This window comes from Streptomyces sp. NBC_01485 (genome assembly GCF_036227125.1).
Lineage (GTDB): Bacteria > Actinomycetota > Actinomycetes > Streptomycetales > Streptomycetaceae > Streptomyces.
The window spans coordinates 6,812,309-6,830,043 of the sequence record NZ_CP109435.1; the positions used below are offsets into that span (position 1 = coordinate 6,812,309).

Genomic DNA, 17,735 nt, shown 5'->3' on the forward strand with positions numbered 1-17,735 from the left:
CCTCTGCACCACGCGGTACCCACCTCGCACACTTCACGGCAGAACGGCACAAGGCGACGAATGCCCCAGCACACCTCCGGGTCCGACCGGGCGGCGATCCCCCCAGCCGCCCGCGACGGTGGCAGCGTGCGGCCGCCCGCTCCCTCGACGCTCGACGAGCTGTGGCGGTCGTACAAGGCGACGGGGGACGAGCGGCTGCGGGAGCAGCTGATCCTGCACTACTCGCCGCTGGTGAAGTACGTGGCGGGACGGGTGAGCGTCGGTCTGCCGCCCAACGTGGAGCAGGCCGACTTCGTGTCCTCCGGGGTCTTCGGGCTGATCGACGCGATCGAGAAGTTCGACATCGACCGGGAGATCAAGTTCGAGACGTACGCGATCACCCGGATCCGGGGCGCGATGATCGACGAACTGCGGGCGCTGGACTGGATCCCGCGGTCGGTGCGGCAGAAGGCGCGCAACGTCGAGCGGGCCTACGCCACGCTGGAGGCGCGGTTGCGGCGGACGCCGTCGGAGTGCGAGGTGGCCGCCGAACTGGGCATCGCGGTGGACGAACTGCACGCCGTGTTCAGCCAGTTGTCGCTGGCCAACGTGGTGGCGCTGGAGGAGCTGCTGCACGTCGGGGGTGAGGGCGGCGACCGGCTGAGCCTGATGGACACCCTCGAGGACACCGCCGCGGACAACCCCGTGGAGGTGGCCGAGGACCGGGAGCTCAGGCGGTTCCTCGCGCGGGCGATCAACACGCTGCCCGACCGGGAGAAGACGGTCGTCACGCTGTACTACTACGAGGGCCTGACGCTCGCCGAGATCGGGAACGTGCTGGGCGTGACCGAGAGCAGGGTCAGTCAGATCCACACCAAGTCCGTGCTCCAGTTGCGCGCGAAACTCGCGAGCTTCGGCCGCTGACCGGCCGGATGCGGGCCGGATGTGGGCCCGATGAGGGCGGGACGGGGCACGGATAGGGGCCGGTCCCTCCCACTGGGGCTGGCGCGTCCGTAGAGTGGTTGACGTGCCAAGGATTCGAGCGGCCTCCGTGGCCGAGCACCGGTCGATGCAGCGTGCCGCCCTGCTGGACGCGGCACGCTCCCTGTTGTCCGAGGGCGGTACGGAGGCGTTGACCTTCCCGGCCCTCGCCGAGCGGACGGGCCTCGCGCGCTCGTCCGTGTACGAGTACTTCAGGTCGCGGGCCGCCGTGGTCGAGGAACTGTGCGAGGTCGACTTTCCCGTCTGGGCGGCGGAGGTCGAGACGGCCATGGCCGCCGCCGACGGGGCGGAGGCCAAGGTCGAGGCGTATGTGCGGCGGCAGCTCGCGTTGGTGGGCGACCGCCGGCACCGGGCCGTCGTGGCGATCTCGGCGAGCGAGCTGGACGCGGGCGCCCGGGAGAAGATCCGGGCGGCGCACGGCGGGCTCGTGACGATGATCGGGGAGGCGCTGGCGGAGCTGGGACACACCGAGCCCCGGCTCGCGGCGATGCTGTTGCAGGGCGTCGTGGACGCGGCGGTACGGCGGATCGAGCTGGGAGCGGCGGAGGACCCTTCGGCGATCACGGACGCGGCGGTGGGGATGGTGCTGCGGGGAGTCCGCGGCTGAGTCAGGGCAGGGACACGGGCAGGGGCAGAGGCACGCCGAGCACCGGCAGCAGTCGGGACGGGCCCCTCCGCAGGAGCCACGGGGGCAGCAGCGACAGCGGGTCCAGGTAGGCCTCGCCTCTCAGCAGCCCCCAGTGCACACAGGTCCCCGCGCAGTGCCCGCCCATCCCTTCCACCGTGCCGACGATCTGGCCCGGGGCCACCTCGTCGCCCTTGCGCACCGACGCCCGTACCGGCTCGTAGGTCGTCCGCAGGGGTGGCAGGCCCGTCGCCGTCAGTTCCACCGACACGACGCCCCTGCCCGCCACCCGGCCCGCGAAGGACACGCGGCCGGCCGCCACCGACCGGACCGGGGCGCCCGGCGGCGCCGCCAGGTCGACGCCCCGGTGGCCGCGGGCGTACGCCGTCGCCGGCGGTTCCCAGCCGCGGACCACCGCCGGACGCGTGCCCACCGGCCACGCCCGGCCGATCGCCGGGACGGGAGAGACGGACGAAGAGGGAGACGGAGGGGGCGTGAGGGCGCGCGGTGGGGCCTGCGGGTCCGCCCACGCCACGGACGTCAGGATCGCGGTCAGCGTGATCAATGTGATCAGCGTGATCGACAGGAGCAGCGCCAGGCCGCCGAGGCGGCGCTGCGCGTGCAGGTATCGCTTCGCATACTTCGCATACATGGGAAGACCGTTCCGCGCCTCGCCGATCACCGCCGGGGCCTGTGGACAACTCACCGGTTGTGGACAGCGGCGTCACCCGGTGCCTCGCGGGTCCCGTACACTTCTTCTGGCGATCCGGGTCACCGGGTCGACTTCGCACGCCCCGGTATCGGGGTCCGGCCACGGTCGGTCTCCCGGTATCCGCGCCCCTCGGTCCTTCGTGGCTCGGCGCACAGTGGGCGTCAGGCGCGGGAGCCGTCCGGTTCCCGCGGTACAACCGAGAACCCGAGGAGAACGGCCATGGCCGTCGTCACGATGCGGGAGCTGCTGGAAAGCGGCGTCCACTTCGGTCACCAGACCCGTCGCTGGAACCCGAAGATGAAGCGCTTCATCTTCACCGAGCGCAACGGCATCTACATCATCGACCTGCTCCAGTCGCTGTCGTACATCGACCGCGCCTTCGAGTTCGTCAAGGAGACCGTCGCCCACGGCGGCACGGTCATGTTCGTCGGCACGAAGAAGCAGGCGCAGGAGGCCATCGCCGAGCAGGCCACCCGCGTCGGCATGCCCTACGTCAACCAGCGCTGGCTGGGCGGCATGCTCACCAACTTCTCCACCGTCTACAAGCGTCTGCAGCGCCTCAAGGAGCTCGAGCTCATCGACTTCGAGGACGTCGCCGCCTCGGGTCTGACGAAGAAGGAGCTCCTGGTCCTCTCCCGCGAGAAGGCCAAGCTGGAGAAGACCCTCGGTGGTATCCGCGAGATGTCCAAGGTGCCCAGCGCCGTCTGGATCGTGGACACCAAGAAGGAGCACATCGCGGTCGGTGAGGCCCGGAAGCTCAACATCCCGGTCGTCGCCATCCTCGACACCAACTGCGACCCCGACGAGGTCGACTACAAGATCCCGGGCAACGACGACGCGATCCGCTCCGTCACCCTGCTCACCCGCGTGATCGCCGACGCCGTCGCGGAGGGCCTCATCTCCCGTTCCCGCGTCGCCACCGGTGACAAGGGCGAGAAGGCCGCCGCCGAGCCGCTCGCCGAGTGGGAGCGCGACCTGCTCGAGGGCGAGAAGAAGGCGGACTCCGGCGAGGCCGCCGAGACCGTCGAGGCCGCTGAGAAGCCGGCCGACGCCGAGGCCGCCGCTGTCGAGGCTCCGGCCGAGGAAGCCCCCGCCGCCGAGGAAGCCCCCGCCGCCGAGGAAGCCCCCGCTGCTGAGGCTCCCGCCGCCGAGGAAGCCCCCGTCGCCGAGGCCGCTCCGGCCGCCGAGGGCGAGCAGGCCTGAGTCAGGCCGTGGGCCGTGCGGACGCCTCGGCGACCGTACGGCCGTAGGGACGAAGTGACGGCGGGAGGCGTCGAGTACGCCGCCCGCCGTTCACCCACAGCCCCCAGATCTTCGTAGATCTTCGAGACTTCGAACTCCGAGAGAGATTCACAGATCATGGCGAACTACACCGCCGCCGACGTCAAGAAGCTCCGTGAGCTCACCGGCGCCGGCATGATGGACTGCAAGAAGGCGCTGGACGAGGCCGAGGGCAACGTCGAGAAGGCCGTCGAGGCGCTCCGGATCAAGGGCCAGAAGGGCGTCGCCAAGCGCGAGGGCCGCTCCGCCGAGAACGGCGCTGTCGTCTCGATCATCGCCGACGACAACTCCTCCGGTGTCATCGTCGAGCTGAAGTGCGAGACGGACTTCGTCGCCAAGGGTGACAAGTTCCAGGCCGTCGCCAACACGATCGCCGAGCACGTCGCCAAGTCCTCCCCGGCCGACATCGAGGCGCTCCTCGCCTCCGAGATCGAGCCCGGCAAGACCGTCCAGGCGTTCGTGGACGAGGCCAACGCCAACCTCGGCGAGAAGATCGTGCTGGACCGCTTCGCGCAGTTCACCGACGGCTTCGTGACCGCGTACATGCACCGCACGATGCCCGACCTGCCGCCGCAGATCGGTGTCCTCGTGGAGCTGGACAAGCAGACCGACGAGGCCGCTGCCGTCGCCAAGGGCATCGCCCAGCACATCGCCGCCTTCGCGCCGAAGTACCTCTCCAAGGAGGACGTGCCGGCCGACGTCGTCGAGTCCGAGCGCCGCGTCGCCGAGGAGACCACCCGCGCCGAGGGCAAGCCCGAGGCCGCCCTGCCGAAGATCGTCGAGGGTCGCCTCAACGGCTTCTTCAAGGACGCCACGCTGCTCGGTCAGCCGTACGCGCTCGACAACAAGAAGTCCGTCCAGAAGGTTCTGGACGAGGCCGGTGTCACCCTGAAGCGCTTCTCGCGCATCAAGGTCGGCATCTGAGTCCGTACCGCGACGGACGCCCGGTCCCGATAGGGTCGGTAGCAGTCGTCCGGGTACGCCGTCACGCGGGTGACGGACGACAGCAGATCTGACGAGGAGGCCATTGCCGCGCATGGGATGCGTTCGACACCCCACCGGCAATGGCCTTCTCGTATGTGCACCATGAGGAGAACGCCATGACCACCAAGGACCAGAAGAGCGACGACGGCAAGGTGAGCGGCCGGTTTCTGCTGAAGCTGTCCGGAGAGGCCTTCGCCGGTGGCGGCGGCCTGGGCGTCGACCCCAACGTGGTGCACAAGATCGCCCGTGAGATCGCCGCCGTCGTCCGGGACGGCGCCGAGATCGCGGTCGTCATCGGCGGCGGCAACTTCTTCCGCGGCGCCGAGTTGCAGGTGCGCGGCATGGACCGGGCCCGCTCGGACTACATGGGCATGCTCGGCACGGTCATGAACTGCCTCGCCCTCCAGGACTTCCTGGAGAAGGAGGGCATCGACAGCCGGGTGCAGACCGCCATCACCATGGGCCAGGTCGCCGAGCCGTACATCCCGCTGCGCGCCGTGCGCCACCTGGAGAAGGGCCGCGTCGTCATCTTCGGCGCCGGCATGGGCATGCCGTACTTCTCCACCGACACCACCGCCGCCCAGCGCGCCCTGGAGATCGACGCCGAGGCGCTGCTGATGGGCAAGAACGGCGTGGACGGCGTCTACGACTCCGACCCGAAGACCAACCCGACGGCCGTCAAGTACGACGCCCTCAGCTACGGCGAGGTCATCACGCGCGAGCTGAAGGTCGCCGACGCCACCGCCGTCACGCTGTGCCGCGACAACAAACTGCCGATCCTCGTCTTCGAGCTCCTGGCCGAGGGCAATATCGCTCGCGCCGTCAAGGGTGAGAAGATCGGCACGCTTGTGGGTGAGCAGGGCAGCCGGTCCTGACCGGCCAACCCCCGGTTCATCACCGGTAGAACCCCGGTTTCGTACGACAACACCTGACCGGGGGACGGACCCTGGTCGGGGGATGGACAATGTCCTGCCGGTCGGGAACCGTGCAGGAAGAAGACGCGACGCAGCCGGCCGCCGCCACCGACAGGGAACCGCAGCCGGGCCTACTCAAGACACGCAGGAGCAAGTGGTGATCGAAGAGACCCTCCTCGAGGCCGAGGAGAAGATGGAGAAGGCGGTCGTGGTCGCCAAGGAGGACTTCGCCGCGATCCGCACCGGTCGTGCGCACCCGGCGATGTTCAACAAGATCGTGGCCGACTACTACGGCGCGCTGACGCCGATCAACCAGCTGGCTTCGTTCTCCGTGCCGGAGCCGCGCATGGCGGTCGTGACGCCGTTCGACAAGAGCGCGCTGCGCAACATCGAGCAGGCGATCCGGGACTCGGACCTGGGCGTCAACCCGAGCAACGACGGCAACATCATCCGCGTGACGTTCCCGGAGCTGACCCAGGACCGCCGCAAGGAGTACATCAAGGTCGCCAAGACCAAGGCCGAGGACTCCAAGATCTCGATCCGGTCCATCCGCCGCAAGGCCAAGGAGACGATCGACAAGCTCGTCAAGGACGGCGAGGTCGGCGAGGACGAGGGCCGTCGTGCGGAGAAGGAGCTCGACGACACCACCGCGAAGTACGTCGCCCAGGTGGACGAGCTCCTGAAGCACAAGGAAGCGGAGCTGCTCGAGGTCTGATGAACGACTCTTCCTGGGGCTCACCGCCACACGCCGGGTCGCGGGCCGGGTACTGGGGGCCCGTCGACCAGGGGCCCGTACAGGGAGCCGCCCCGGCGGGTCCCGCGTACGATGCGCCTGAGGCGCAGCAGACTCGCCCCATGCCCATCGTCCCCGACGTACCCGCACACGGCGGTGACCAGGATGACGACCGGGGGGCCGCTCGGCTGGGCGGTCCCTTGTTCCCAGACGAGACCTACGGCGGCGCCGCCCACGCCGGCGCCGCCTACGGTGACGACACCCCGTCGGCACAGCCCGCTGCGGCAGTGCCGCAGAATCCGGAGCCCATGCCCGACGCCTCTCACCCGGCGCCCGCACCGCAGAAGAAGAGTGCGGGCCGAGACCTGGGCGCGGCCATAGGGGTCGGGGTCGGGCTCGGTGCGGTGATCGTGGCGTCGCTGTTCGTCGTCAAGGCCGTGTTCATCGGCGTGATAGCGGTCGCCGTCGTGGTGGGTCTGTGGGAACTGACCAGCAGGCTCCAGGAGCGCAAGGGCATCAAGGCGCCGCTCGTGCCGCTCGCGGTCGGCGGTGCGGCGATGGTCGTCGCCGGATACGTCCGGGGTCCCGAGGGCGCCTGGGTCGCGATGGCCCTCACCGCGCTGGCGGTGCTGGTCTGGCGGATGACGGAACCGCCCGAGGGCTACCTCAAGGACGTCACGGCCGGTGTCTTCGCCGCCTTCTACGTCCCGTTCCTGGCCACGTTCGTCGCCCTGATGCTCACCGCCGACGACGGGGCGTTGCGCGTCATGACGTTCCTGCTGCTGACGGTCGTCAGCGACACGGGCGCGTACGCCGTCGGCTGGCGCTTCGGCCGGACCAAGCTCGCCCCGCGCATCAGTCCCGGCAAGACCCGCGAGGGCCTGCTGGGCGCGGTGGCGTTCGCCATGGTCGCCGGTGCGCTGCTGATGGAGTTCGTGATCGACGACGGCACCTGGTGGCAGGGCCTGCTGCTGGGCCTCGCCGTCGCGGCCAGCGCCACGCTCGGCGACCTGGGCGAGTCCATGATCAAGCGGGACCTGGGCATCAAGGACATGGGCACGCTGCTCCCGGGCCACGGCGGCATCATGGACCGGCTGGACTCCCTGCTGCCGACGGCTCCCGTGGTGTGGCTGCTGCTCGTCCTGTTCGTGGGTTCCGGCTGACCTGCTCGTACACGCGCTGCGCGACGGCCCCCGTCCTTCCAGGGCGGGGGCCCGTCGCCGTTCGGTGAAGTCGCCGTATGGTGAAAGAGCGGGGAAATCCATTCGGGGGGACCCCTGGAAGGGGGCGGGCTTTCATGTCCGACTTCCGTGAAACGATCGACGTCGACCGCAGCCCCGAGGACGTCTGGGCGTATGTCATCGACCCCTCCCACCTGCCGGAATGGCAGCAGAGCGCGGTCTCGGCGGAGCCGCTCGACCCCGGGCCGACCGGCGTCGGCTCCCGGCTGCGGATCACCCGGCACGTCGGCCGCCGCCGGGACATGCCGATGACCATGAAGTACACCGAGTTCGACCCACCGCACGCCTGGGCCATGGAGGGCGTCGACGGTCCCATCCGCGGCCACTTCCGCGGCGAGATCACCCCGCTCGACGACGGCCGCCGCTCCCGCGTGACCATGGACCTCGACTTCGAGGGCCACGGCATCGGCAAGGTCCTCCTGCCCCTCGTCGTCCGCCCCCAGGTCCGCAAGGAGCTGCCGCACAACGAACGACTGCTGAAGGACCGGCTGGAGCACCGGGCCGCGTAGGCCTGTCGGCGGTAGGGTCCCGTCTCATGGGGCAGGCACGCTTGGGGGACGACGGCACGTACTACGGCGATCTGCCGTGCCGCTGGTGCGCAGCACTGCTGACGCAGGACGGCAGGCGCAAGCCTCGCCTGTACTGCGGCGGCTGGCATCGCACGAAGGCCTACGGCACCTGGGTTTTCGCGGTGATCGGCGGGCTGTTCTGAGGCGGCCGGGGCATCGGAGTGGATCTGCGACACTGGTGAAGCTATGCCTAAGCCCGGAGAACTCACCTTTGTCGCCCCCCGCGGAGCCCAGAAGCCGCCGCGGCACCTCGCCGACCTCTCGCCCGCCGAGCGGAAGGAGGTCGTGGCGGAGATCGGGGAGAAGCCGTTCCGTGCGAAGCAGCTCTCGCAGCACTACTTCGCTCGCTACGCGCACGACCCGGCCGAGTGGACGGACATTCCCGCCGGTGCGCGCGAGAAGCTGCGCGAGGCGTTGCTGCCGGACCTGATGTCGGTCGTACGGCATCTGTCGACGGACGAGGGAACCACCCGCAAGACGCTGTGGCGGCTGTTCGACGGCACGCTCGTGGAGTCGGTGCTGATGCGCTACCCGGACCGGGTGACGATGTGCATCAGCTCGCAGGCCGGATGCGGGATGAACTGCCCGTTCTGCGCGACCGGGCAGGCGGGGCTGGACCGGAATCTCTCGACCGCCGAGATCGTGCACCAGATCGTCGACGGGATGCGGGCGCTGCGGGACGGGGACGTGCCCGGCGGGCCCGCGCGGCTGTCCAACATCGTCTTCATGGGGATGGGCGAGCCGCTCGCCAACTACAAGCGCGTCGTGGGTGCGATTCGCGCGCTCACCGACCCGGCGCCGGACGGGGTCGGCCTCTCGCAGCGGGGCATCACGGTGTCGACGGTGGGGCTCGTGCCCGCCATCCACCGGTTCACCGACGAGGGCTTCAAGTGCCGGCTCGCGATCTCCCTGCACGCCCCCGACGACGAGCTGCGCGACACCCTCGTCCCCGTGAACACGCGGTGGAAGGTGCGCGAGGTGCTGGACGCCGGGTTCGCGTACACCGAGCGGTCCGGGCGCCGGCTGTCCATCGAGTACGCCCTGATCCGGGACATCAACGACCAGGCCTGGCGTGGCGACCGGCTCGGGCGACTGCTCCGCGGCAAGCCCGTGCACGTCAACCTCATCCCGCTCAACCCGACCCCGGGCTCGAAGTGGACGGCCTCCCGGCCCGAGGACGAGAAGGCGTTCGTCGAGGCGATCGCCGCGCACGGGGTCCCCGTCACCGTCCGCGACACCCGTGGTCAGGAGATCGACGGGGCGTGCGGTCAGCTCGCCGCCACCGAGCGGTAGTCTGAGAACCGTACACACGTACACACATCTTCATATTCCGACAGGGGAGCGCCACAGCGCTGAGAGTGCGGCATCCAGGCCCGCAGACCCTCTGAACCTCGCCCAGGTCATTCTGGGTAGGAAGTTCGGTCATCACTCGAGCTGTTGCGCCCTGCCCGGCGTCCGTCCCGTGCGGACGGACGCCGGGCAGGGCAGCGTCTCTTCCTGGTCGACCCAGGAGGAAAACCAAGTGCACAACAAGACCATCGCGGCCGTGGCCGGAGCCGTCGGGCTCGGTCTGGTCACGCTGTCCGCGTGCGGTTCGACGGACGGCAAGGAGGCGGCGGCGGAGTCCAAGACCGTCACCCTGGTCAGCCACGACTCGTGGGCCGTCTCCAAGAGCGTGCTCGCCGACTTCGAGAAGCAGTCCGGCTACCAGGTGAAGGTCCTCAAGGACGGCGACGCCGGCCAGGCCGTCAACAAGGCCATCCTCACCAAGGACAACCCGCAGGGCGACGTCTTCTTCGGCGTCGACAACACCCTGCTCTCCCGGGCGCTCGACAACGGGCTCTTCCAGCCGTACGAGGCGAAGGGCGCCGATCTGATCCTGCCGCAGTACCGGGTCGACCAGAGCAAGCACCGGGTCACGCCCATCGACTCCGGCGACATCTGCGTCAACTACGACAAGGCGTACTTCAGCGCGCACAAGCTGACCCCGCCCGCCTCCTTCGACGACCTCGTCAAGCCCGAGTACAAGAACCTCCTCGTCACCGAGAACGCCTCCACCTCCTCGCCCGGTCTCGGTTTCCTGCTCGGCACCGCCGCCAAGTACGGCGATGGGGGCACCTCCCGCTCGAGCGAAGCCGAGAGTGGGGGAGGCTGGCAGGGCTACTGGAAGAAGCTCAAGGCGAACGGCGTGAAGGTCGTCGACGGCTGGGAGCAGGCCTACAACGAGGAGTTCTCGGGGTCCGCCGGGGGCAAGAAGGCCAAGGCGGACCGGCCGCTCGTCGTGTCGTACGCCTCCTCGCCGCCCGCCGAGGTGATCTACGGCGACCCGAAGCCGGCCACCGCCCCGACCGGGGTCGCGACCGGCACCTGCTTCCGGCAGGTCGAGTTCGCGGGGCTGCTGAGCAACGCGGCCAACGGCAAGGGCGGCAAGGCGCTCATCGACTTCCTGATCACCAAGAAGTTCCAGGAGGACATGCCGCTCAACATGTTCGTGTACCCGGTGGTGAAGGGCGCGGCCGTGCCCGCCGAGTTCACGGCGTACGGGCCCGCCGCCAAGGATCCCGAGACCATGGACCCCGCGAAGATCGCCGACAACCGTGACGACTGGGTCAAGTCATGGACCTCGCTCGTACTGAAGTAGCCCCCGAGAAGGGTGCCAAGGGGAGTGCGGCGGCTCGGCTCGGTCTGCTGGTCGTGCCCGTCGCGTTCTTCGCGGTGTTCTTCGCCTACCCGGTCGCCGCGATCGTCGCCCGTGGACTGCGGACGGACGGCGGCTGGCAGTTCGGGCGGCTGTGGGACGTGCTCGGGCAGTCCGACATCCGGCACGTGCTGTGGTTCACCACCTGGCAGGCGTTCGCGTCCACCGCGCTCACGCTCCTGGTCGCGCTGCCCGGCGCGTACGTGTTCGCGCGGCTCGACTTCCCGGGCAAGCAGGTGCTGCGCGCCGTCGTCACCGTCCCGTTCGTGCTGCCGACTGTCGTCGTCGGTACGGCGTTCCTGGCGCTCGTCGGGCGTGGCGGACTGCTCGACGAGCTGTGGGGCGTACGGCTGGACACCACCGTGTGGGCGATCCTGCTCGCGCACGTCTTCTTCAACTACGCGGTCGTCGTACGGACCGTGGGCGGGCTGTGGTCGCAGCTCGACCCGCGGCAGGAGGAGGCGGCGCGGATGCTGGGCGCGTCCCGGCTGCGGGCCTGGCGCTCGGTCACGCTGCCGGCGCTCGGGCCCGCCGTGGCCGCCGCCGCGCTGATGGTGTTCCTCTTCACCTTCACCTCCTTCGGTGTGGTGCAGATCCTCGGCGGCCCCACCTTCTCCACCCTCGAAGTGGAGATCTACCGGCAGACCTCCGAGATCTTCGACCTGTCCACGGCCGCCGTCCTCACGATCGTCCAGTTCGCGGCCGTCGGCGCGATCCTCGCCGTGCACGCCCGGGCCGTACGGCGGCGGGAGACCGCGCTGCGGCTGGTGGACGCCTCCGTGACGGCGCGGCGGCCGCGCGGGGCCGGGCAGTGGGCGCTGCTCGCCGGGGTGCTCGCGAGCATCGCCGTGCTGCTGGTGCTGCCGCTCGCGGTGCTGGTGCAGCGGTCCCTCGACGCACCCGACTTCGCCTACTACCGGGCGCTGACCAGCGACGACGGCAACATCTTCCTCGTCCCGCCGATAGAGGCGATCGGCAACTCGCTGCAGTACGCGGTCGTCGCGACCGCGATCGCCGTGCTCGTCGGCGGGCTCGCCGCGGCCGCCCTCACCCGCCGGGACGCCGGGGCGCTGGTCCGTGGCTTCGACGCACTGCTGATGCTGCCGCTCGGCGTCTCCGCCGTGACCGTCGGCTTCGGGTTCCTGATCGCGCTGGACGAGCCTCCGCTGAACCTGCGCGGTACGTGGATCCTCGTTCCCCTCGCCCAGGCGCTGGTCGGGGTTCCCTTCGTCGTACGGACCATGCTGCCGGTGCTGCGGGCGGTCGACCAGCGGCTGCGCGAGGCGGCGGCGGTGCTCGGGGCGTCACCGTGGCGGGTGTGGCGGGAGGTGGACCTGCCGATGGTGCGGCGGGCGCTGCTGGTCGCGGCCGGGTTCGCGTTCGCGGTGTCGCTGGGGGAGTTCGGGGCGACCGTGTTCATCGCGCGGCCCGACAACCCGACGCTGCCGGTCGCAGTGGCGCGACTGCTCGGGCGGGCCGGTGAGCTCAACTACGGCCAGGCGATGGCCCTTTCGACGATTCTGATGGTGGTGTGCGCGGTGGCCCTGCTGGTGCTGGAGCGGCTGCGGACCGACCGGACGGGGGAGTTCTAGATGCTGCTGGAACTGGCGGGCGCGACCGTGCGGTTCGGTGGGCGGGCCGTGCTCGACGCCGTCGATCTGGCCGTCGCCGAGCACGAGGTGGTGTGTGTGCTCGGGCCCAGCGGCAGTGGCAAGTCGACGCTGCTGCGGGCGGTCGCCGGACTGCAACCCCTGGACTCCGGGCGGGTGTTGCTCGACGGGCGCGACCAGACGGGTGTGCCCGCGCACAAGCGGGAGCTCGGGCTGATGTTCCAGGACCATCAGCTCTTCCCGCAGCGGGACGTGGGCGGCAACGTGGCCTTCGGGCTGCGGATGCGGGCTGCCTCCGCACAGGAACAGGCGGCGCGGGTACGGGAGTTGCTCGACCTCGTCGGGCTGCCCGGCGCCGCTCGCCGGGCCGTGGCCGCGCTCTCCGGCGGGGAGCAGCAGCGGGTGGCGCTGGCCCGGGCGCTGGCGCCCCGGCCCCGGCTGCTGATGCTGGACGAGCCGCTCGGCCAGCTCGACCGGTCGCTGCGGGAGCGGCTGGTCGTCGAACTCCGGGAACTCTTCGGCCGGTTGGGGACCACCGTCCTCGCGGTCACGCACGACCAGGGCGAGGCGTTCGCGCTCGCCGACCGGGTCGTGGTGATGCGGGACGGGCGGATCGCCCAGTCCGGTACGCCACTTGAGGTGTGGCAGCGGCCGGCGGACGCGTTCGTGGCCCGCTTCCTCGGCTTCGACAACGTGGTCGAGGCGACCGTCACCGGGGAGGTCGCGGTCACGCCGTGGGGCAAGGTGCCGGTGCCGGCCGGGTCCGGGCAGGGGGCGCGCACACTGCTCGTCCGGCCCGCCGGTGTGCGCCTGGTGGGCGCGGAGGAGGGCCTGCGCTGCACGGTCGCCGCCCGCACCTTCCGGGGCACCCATGTCGCCGTGCACCTCCAGCCGGAGGGCGCACCGAGGCTCGAGGCGGCGTGCACGCTGCGGGACGCGCCGGAGGTCGGGGACACGGTCGGGGTGTCCTTCGACGCGGCCGAAATCGTCGTACTGGACTGACCGACCGCCCCTTACGGGAACGACGCCCTGCACGGGACGTGCGTGTGGCCCGCCCCTGTGGATGCTCTCCAGGGGACGGGCCACACGTGCGTACGTTTCGTTCTGCCGGTCAGCGGTTGCTGGATCCACGGCGACGTATGCCGAAGAACACCGCGCCACCGCCTACGACGACCAGGGCGCCCGCGATGCCGACGATCAGGCCGGTGTTGGAGTTGGCGCCGGTCTCGGCGAGGTTGGACTCCTGGGCCGCGGCCGAGGGGGCGTTGCTCGCGGAGGGCACGGGCGCGGCGCTGGCGCTCGCCGACTCCGTGCCCGAGTCCGAGACGGACGGGCTCGGGGCGGCGGTGTCGGCCGGCGGCGGAGCGGTGTCCGACGGGGTCGAGGAGGGGGTGCCGGACGGCGTGTTCGACGGTGTGCCGGACGGGGTGGTGGTGTCGTCGGCCGTGCAGGCCTTGGACGGGGTGGTCAGGTTCGGGCTGATGTCCTCGTCGACGGTCTTCTTGCCCACCGTGGCCTTGACGTGGATCCGGTAGATCGCGCCCGGCTCCCAGTCCTCGGCGAAGGAGATGGTGACGCCCTTCTTCGAGCCCTTGACGGTCTGGGCCTCGCCGACCTGCCGGAGGTCGGCGCCGTTGTTCTCGAGGAAGACCGTGACCTCGGCCGCGGTGTGCGAGCGGTCCTTGTCGGTGACGGTGATGAGGCCCTTCGCGCCGTCACAGGCGGCGGAGGCGGAGAAATCACTGATATCGCAGGCCAGCGCGGTGCCGGCGGCGCTGAACGCGAGGGCGGCGGAAGCGGCGGTGACGCCGAGCATGCGCACCGAACGAGCGGCGGTACGGCGGGAAAGGGACACGTTTGTCCTTTACGGGAAGCGCAACTGCGGGGGGTGGAGGGGAGGATGGCGTCCCCGGTGAGCGGGTGCGTCACCATCCCCAGCAGACTCACAGGTCTATAAGCGTTCCATAAGCAGTGTCAATGCGGGGACGCTTCTGACCGGTTGGCTTTGCCCGCTTATTAAGCACCGAGACGTTTCAACGCGTCCGGTGCCTCCTCGATCCGGTCAACGAGGGCGATACGGGACTCCAGTGACCGCTCCCGGGCGAGTGACCGCAAGAGCGGCCAGGCGGGGAGGCGTTGCGTCCAGTGCTCGCGGTCCACGAGGACCATCGGGGTCGGCTCGCCCCGCGACTCGTAGGAGTTGGGCGTCGCGTTGTCGAAGATCTCCTGGACGGTTCCGGCGGCGCCCGGCAGGAACACCACGCCTGCGGTGCAGCGGGCCAGCTGGCCGTCGAAGCGGGCCAGCTGGCCGTCGATGGGGGCACCTCCCCGCGCGAGCGAAGCCGAGCGTGGGGGAGAAGCCGAGAGTGGGTGAGGGTGAGGGTGCCGTGGTCGCGGACCACCTCGTCGAACTCGGCGAGGGACTCGATCTCACGGTCGTGGGAACCGTCGAACCGCTGGGCGGGTGTCGTCGGATGCATCCGCCCATGCCAGGCACCGCCGTGCGGTGAGCCGGTCCGGAGTCCTGATCAGCCTGCGATGGTAGCCGGGTCCATCCAGATGATCTCCCAGGTGTGGCCGTCGAGGTCGTCGAAGGAGCGGCCGTACATGAAGCCCATGTCCTGGGTCTCGCCGCTGGGCGTGCCGCCCAGCGTGAGCGCCTTGTCGACCAGCTCGTCGACCTTCTCGCGGCTCTCGGCGCTGAGGGCGACCAGGACCTCGCTGGTCGTCGTGGCGTCCGCGATCTCCTTCTTGGTGAAGGTCGAGTAGAACGGCTTGATGAGGAGCATCGCGACGATCGTGTCGCTGATCACCACGGAGGTCGCGTTGTCGTCGCTGAACTGCGGGTTGATCGTGTAGCCGAGCTCCGTGAAGAACTTCTTCGAGGCGTCGAGGTCGTTCACGGGCAGGTTCACGAAGATCATCTGCTGGTAGGCCGTGCTGGTCATCGGGTCTCTCCGAGGGGTTCGTGGTGCTGGTGTGCGCCGGTGTGTGCTGTTCGGTGGGGTAGACCCGGGGGTCGAGCGGAACTCATCGGTGGGCGGGAGATCTTTTCGAACGGGATCTCAGGGGGCCCTGGCGGGATCACCGCGGGGGCTCACCGGGTCAGGGGGAGTGCCGCCAGTTCGGCCACGACGAGGGTGAGCGGGACGAACAGGGTCAGGAGGGCGCCGGTGCGCAGGGCGGCGGCGCTGCGCAGCGTCCTGGCCGGGGCGCCGAGGCGCAGGAGGGCGGCGGTGGTGTCGGCGCGGGACTGCCGCGCCTCCACGGCCGCCGTCAGCAGCGTGGCGACGGTGCAGCCCGCGACGACCACGGCGCCGAGGGTGGTGAGCGGGCCGAAGGACGGGTCGGCCGGGTCGTACAGCGCGGCCATCGTGTACGCGCCGGAGGCCACCGCGCAGACCACGCCCAGCGGACGGCCGATGCGGGACGCCTCCTGCATCAGGCCGCGGCCGGCGAGGAGGCGGAGGGCACCGGGGCGGGCCGCTTGCAGCAGGCGGCCGCTGAGGTGGGTGAGGCCGGGGCCGGCCAGGGCGAGGCCCACGGCGGTGAGGGTCCAGCCGAGGAGGACCGCGGCGGGGCCGGTGAGGAGGCCGCCGGGGAGGGGGAAGGCGGTCGGGTGCGCCATGCGGTTCGCGTACGCCTCCACGGCCAGCCCGGCGGCGAGGAGGGCTGTGCCCCAGGGGAGCGCGAGGGGGTTGGGGAGGTGGGGCCGCGATTCCTGCGTGCCGTCGGCGGGGGCCTGGAGGCGGAGTGCGCCGGCCGGGGTCTCCTGCGTGCCGTCGGCCGGGTCTGAGGGGTGGGTCGCGCTGAGCGCCGCTTGCGGGGTGTCGTCCGTCTTCGTGCCGGGGGCCGCCCCGGCGGCAGGACCGCTCGCCGGCTCCGCCTGCTGCAGGCGGGCTCCGAACCTGCCGTACGCGCCGAACCGTTCTCCCGCCGCCCTCCTCCCGTACGCGCCGAAGCTGCCGAACATTCTCGGGGTCGCCCGGGCTGCCACCTGGGTGTCCCTGGGGCGGAGCATCAGGGCCACCGCGATCGACGACGTGGCCGGGACGAGGGCCAGGAGGGTCAGGGATCCCGGTAGCGGGAGGGGCTGGTCGGCGGCCAGGAAGTCGCGTGCCGCTCCGTCGAACGGCATGCCCGTGAGGTCGCCGCGCAGGTGGAGGAAGACGAGGAGGGCCAGCGCGGAGCCGAGGAGGGTGGAGAGGGCCGTCGTCGTCGCCGAGACGGCCATCAGGCGGGTCGGGCCCAGGCCGATCGCCGCCAGGCCGGGGCGGGGACGGGTGCCGGGGTCCGTGCGGGCGACCGCGAGGGCGAAGTAGACCGTCGCCGCCAGGGGGACCGTGCACCAGCCGAGGCGTAGGAGCGAGGCGGCGGGTGTGTCGGGGTGGGTCAGGGCGCGGCCGAGGGTGCACAGGAGGAGGAAGCCGGTGCCCGCCGAGGCCGTCGCCACCAGGAGGCGGCGGAGCTGGACGGCGGGGTGGGCGCTGCGCGTCAGACGGAGAGCGAGCACGCGGCCCCCCGGCCTTGCTGCTCCGTGACCGGGGGCAGGTGGAGCGTCCTCACCCGGCGCCCGTCCAGCAGCGGCACCGTGCGGTCGGCGAGGGCCGCGGTCTCCGGGTCGTGGGTGGCCAGCACCACGGTGATGCCGTGGGAGCGGGCCGCCGTCGTCAGGGTGCGCAGGACGTGGGACCGGTCCGCGCGGTGGAGGGGGGCCGTCGGCTCGTCCGCGAAGAGGACGGAGGGGGCGGGAGCGAGCGCCCGCGTGATGCAGACGCGCTGGCGTTCCGCCTGGGTGAGTTCGTGCGGGCGGCTGCGGGCCCGGTCGCCGATGTCGAGGCGCTCCAGCCACTCCAGGGCGGCGACCTTGGCCCGGCGGCGGCTGGTGCCGCGCAGCATCAGGGGGAGGGCCGCGTTCTCCCAGACGTTGAGTTCGGGGACGAGGACCGGTACCGGGTCGATCCAGCCGAAGCGGTCGCGGCGCAGCCGTTCGCGGGCCATCGGGCCCATCGTGTGCACGGGGACGCTGTTGAACCAGACCTCGCCGCGCTGGGCGGGCACCAGGCCGGACAGACAGTGCAGCAGGGTCGTCTTGCCGCTGCCGCGCGGCCCGCTGACGGCGAGGATCTCGCCCTCCCGCACGCCCAGCGAGACGCCGGCCAGGCCGGGCGAGCCGTCGCGGTGCGTGAAGTGCAGGGAGCGTGCCCAGAGCACGTCGTTGTCCGGCGGGGCCTCCATGGGCGAACACCTCGGTTCAGATCCGTAGTTCCCGTGCAGATCCCCCGTCCGGGGGAACGACGGGGGAACGAAGGCAGGGCCGATCGGTCACGAGCACGCTAAGGACGTCGTGGCGGGCATCCGGACAGCACACGGCCCCGGGCCGCCGT

The 17,735-nt window shown here is 70.9% G+C and carries 18 protein-coding genes and 1 pseudogene; 13 read left to right on the forward strand and 6 right to left on the reverse strand.

The window, feature by feature from the left end; genetic code table 11:
* The first annotated feature begins 60 nt into the window (after positions 1-60).
* Together whiG and OG352_RS30960 are read left to right on the forward strand one after the other, a co-directional pair.
* Positions 61-903, forward strand: a complete 843-nt coding sequence (whiG, locus tag OG352_RS30955; protein ID WP_327318138.1) for an RNA polymerase sigma factor WhiG — start codon at positions 61-63, stop codon at positions 901-903.
* A gap of 127 nt (positions 904-1,030) precedes the next feature.
* Positions 1,031-1,588: a TetR/AcrR family transcriptional regulator gene (locus OG352_RS30960; RefSeq protein ID WP_329224028.1), complete on the forward strand. Its 558-nt coding sequence runs from the start codon at positions 1,031-1,033 to the stop codon at positions 1,586-1,588.
* A 1-nt stretch (position 1,589) separates the two neighbouring features.
* On the opposite strand, the gene OG352_RS30965 is transcribed toward OG352_RS30960, so the two are convergent.
* Positions 1,590-2,258, reverse strand: coding sequence for a M23 family metallopeptidase (locus OG352_RS30965; RefSeq protein ID WP_329221461.1), 669 nt, complete (start codon positions 2,256-2,258; stop codon positions 1,590-1,592).
* A 279-nt stretch (positions 2,259-2,537) separates the two neighbouring features.
* Between OG352_RS30965 and rpsB the strand changes: the two genes are divergently transcribed.
* From rpsB to OG352_RS31020, 11 genes are all read left to right on the forward strand, one after another.
* A complete protein-coding gene (rpsB, locus tag OG352_RS30970; RefSeq protein WP_329221462.1) occupies positions 2,538-3,521 on the forward strand; it encodes a 30S ribosomal protein S2 in 984 nt (327 codons plus the stop codon).
* A gap of 156 nt (positions 3,522-3,677) precedes the next feature.
* Positions 3,678-4,523 (forward strand): translation elongation factor Ts, encoded by an 846-nt coding sequence (gene tsf / locus OG352_RS30975; RefSeq protein WP_329221463.1) that lies wholly within the window; start codon positions 3,678-3,680, stop codon positions 4,521-4,523.
* Between the two features lie 176 nt (positions 4,524-4,699).
* The gene (gene pyrH, locus OG352_RS30980) at positions 4,700-5,458 is read left to right on the forward strand and encodes a UMP kinase (RefSeq protein WP_329221464.1); all 759 of its coding nucleotides are present in this window, start codon (positions 4,700-4,702) and stop codon (positions 5,456-5,458) included.
* 196 nt (positions 5,459-5,654) lie between these two features.
* Positions 5,655-6,212 (forward strand): ribosome recycling factor, encoded by a 558-nt coding sequence (gene frr / locus OG352_RS30985; protein WP_093780078.1) that lies wholly within the window; start codon positions 5,655-5,657, stop codon positions 6,210-6,212.
* A complete protein-coding gene (locus tag OG352_RS30990) occupies positions 6,212-7,393 on the forward strand; it encodes a phosphatidate cytidylyltransferase (protein WP_329221466.1) in 1,182 nt (393 codons plus the stop codon). The genes frr and OG352_RS30990 overlap by 1 nt, the downstream gene beginning before the upstream one ends.
* A gap of 134 nt (positions 7,394-7,527) precedes the next feature.
* Positions 7,528-7,980, forward strand: coding sequence for an SRPBCC family protein (locus OG352_RS30995; RefSeq protein WP_329221467.1), 453 nt, complete (start codon positions 7,528-7,530; stop codon positions 7,978-7,980).
* Between the two features lie 26 nt (positions 7,981-8,006).
* Complete coding sequence (locus tag OG352_RS31000) at positions 8,007-8,183, forward strand: hypothetical protein (protein WP_329221468.1); 177 nt, start codon at positions 8,007-8,009, stop codon at positions 8,181-8,183.
* A 43-nt stretch (positions 8,184-8,226) separates the two neighbouring features.
* Positions 8,227-9,333, forward strand: a complete 1,107-nt coding sequence (gene rlmN, locus OG352_RS31005) for a 23S rRNA (adenine(2503)-C(2))-methyltransferase RlmN (protein WP_329221470.1) — start codon at positions 8,227-8,229, stop codon at positions 9,331-9,333.
* Between the two features lie 229 nt (positions 9,334-9,562).
* Positions 9,563-10,681: a thiamine ABC transporter substrate-binding protein gene (locus tag OG352_RS31010; RefSeq protein WP_329221472.1), complete on the forward strand. Its 1,119-nt coding sequence runs from the start codon at positions 9,563-9,565 to the stop codon at positions 10,679-10,681.
* Complete coding sequence (locus tag OG352_RS31015; protein ID WP_329221474.1) at positions 10,657-12,330, forward strand: ABC transporter permease; 1,674 nt, start codon at positions 10,657-10,659, stop codon at positions 12,328-12,330. The genes OG352_RS31010 and OG352_RS31015 overlap by 25 nt, the downstream gene beginning before the upstream one ends.
* Positions 12,331-13,350, forward strand: coding sequence for an ABC transporter ATP-binding protein (locus tag OG352_RS31020; RefSeq protein WP_329221476.1), 1,020 nt, complete (start codon positions 12,331-12,333; stop codon positions 13,348-13,350).
* Positions 13,351-13,459: 109 nt separating this feature from the next.
* Here OG352_RS31020 and OG352_RS31025 read toward each other — a convergent pair whose 3' ends face one another.
* The 5 genes and pseudogenes from OG352_RS31025 to OG352_RS31045 form a co-directional block, all read right to left on the reverse strand.
* Positions 13,460-14,203 (reverse strand): LAETG motif-containing sortase-dependent surface protein, encoded by a 744-nt coding sequence (locus OG352_RS31025; protein ID WP_329221479.1) that lies wholly within the window; start codon positions 14,201-14,203, stop codon positions 13,460-13,462.
* A 161-nt stretch (positions 14,204-14,364) separates the two neighbouring features.
* A pseudogene (locus tag OG352_RS31030) lies at positions 14,365-14,646 on the reverse strand (LOG family protein); the annotation flags it as partial.
* A 230-nt stretch (positions 14,647-14,876) separates the two neighbouring features.
* Positions 14,877-15,296, reverse strand: coding sequence for a VOC family protein (locus tag OG352_RS31035; RefSeq protein WP_329221481.1), 420 nt, complete (start codon positions 15,294-15,296; stop codon positions 14,877-14,879).
* A 149-nt stretch (positions 15,297-15,445) separates the two neighbouring features.
* Complete coding sequence (locus tag OG352_RS31040; RefSeq protein WP_329221483.1) at positions 15,446-16,861, reverse strand: hypothetical protein; 1,416 nt, start codon at positions 16,859-16,861, stop codon at positions 15,446-15,448.
* Positions 16,843-17,586 (reverse strand): ABC transporter ATP-binding protein, encoded by a 744-nt coding sequence (locus tag OG352_RS31045; protein WP_329221485.1) that lies wholly within the window; start codon positions 17,584-17,586, stop codon positions 16,843-16,845. Before OG352_RS31045 ends, OG352_RS31040 begins: the two co-directional genes overlap by 19 nt.
* Positions 17,587-17,735 lie beyond the last annotated feature (149 nt).

Bases quoted from the DNA above. Each gene is read 5' to 3' on its own strand.
- whiG (WP_327318138.1), top strand. From the start codon at position 61: ATGCCCCAGCACACCTCCGGGTCCGACCGGGCGGCGATCCCCCCAGCC.
- OG352_RS30965 (WP_329221461.1), bottom strand. From the start codon at position 2,258: ATGTATGCGAAGTATGCGAAGCGATACCTGCACGCGCAGCGCCGCCTC.
- rpsB (WP_329221462.1), top strand. From the start codon at position 2,538: ATGGCCGTCGTCACGATGCGGGAGCTGCTGGAAAGCGGCGTCCACTTC.
- tsf (WP_329221463.1), top strand. From the start codon at position 3,678: ATGGCGAACTACACCGCCGCCGACGTCAAGAAGCTCCGTGAGCTCACC.
- pyrH (WP_329221464.1), top strand. From the start codon at position 4,700: ATGACCACCAAGGACCAGAAGAGCGACGACGGCAAGGTGAGCGGCCGG.
- OG352_RS30990 (WP_329221466.1), top strand. From the start codon at position 6,212: ATGAACGACTCTTCCTGGGGCTCACCGCCACACGCCGGGTCGCGGGCC.
- OG352_RS30995 (WP_329221467.1), top strand. From the start codon at position 7,528: ATGTCCGACTTCCGTGAAACGATCGACGTCGACCGCAGCCCCGAGGAC.
- OG352_RS31000 (WP_329221468.1), top strand. From the start codon at position 8,007: ATGGGGCAGGCACGCTTGGGGGACGACGGCACGTACTACGGCGATCTG.
- rlmN (WP_329221470.1), top strand. From the start codon at position 8,227: ATGCCTAAGCCCGGAGAACTCACCTTTGTCGCCCCCCGCGGAGCCCAG.
- OG352_RS31015 (WP_329221474.1), top strand. From the start codon at position 10,657: ATGGACCTCGCTCGTACTGAAGTAGCCCCCGAGAAGGGTGCCAAGGGG.
- OG352_RS31020 (WP_329221476.1), top strand. From the start codon at position 12,331: ATGCTGCTGGAACTGGCGGGCGCGACCGTGCGGTTCGGTGGGCGGGCC.
- OG352_RS31035 (WP_329221481.1), bottom strand. From the start codon at position 15,296: ATGACCAGCACGGCCTACCAGCAGATGATCTTCGTGAACCTGCCCGTG.
- OG352_RS31045 (WP_329221485.1), bottom strand. From the start codon at position 17,586: ATGGAGGCCCCGCCGGACAACGACGTGCTCTGGGCACGCTCCCTGCAC.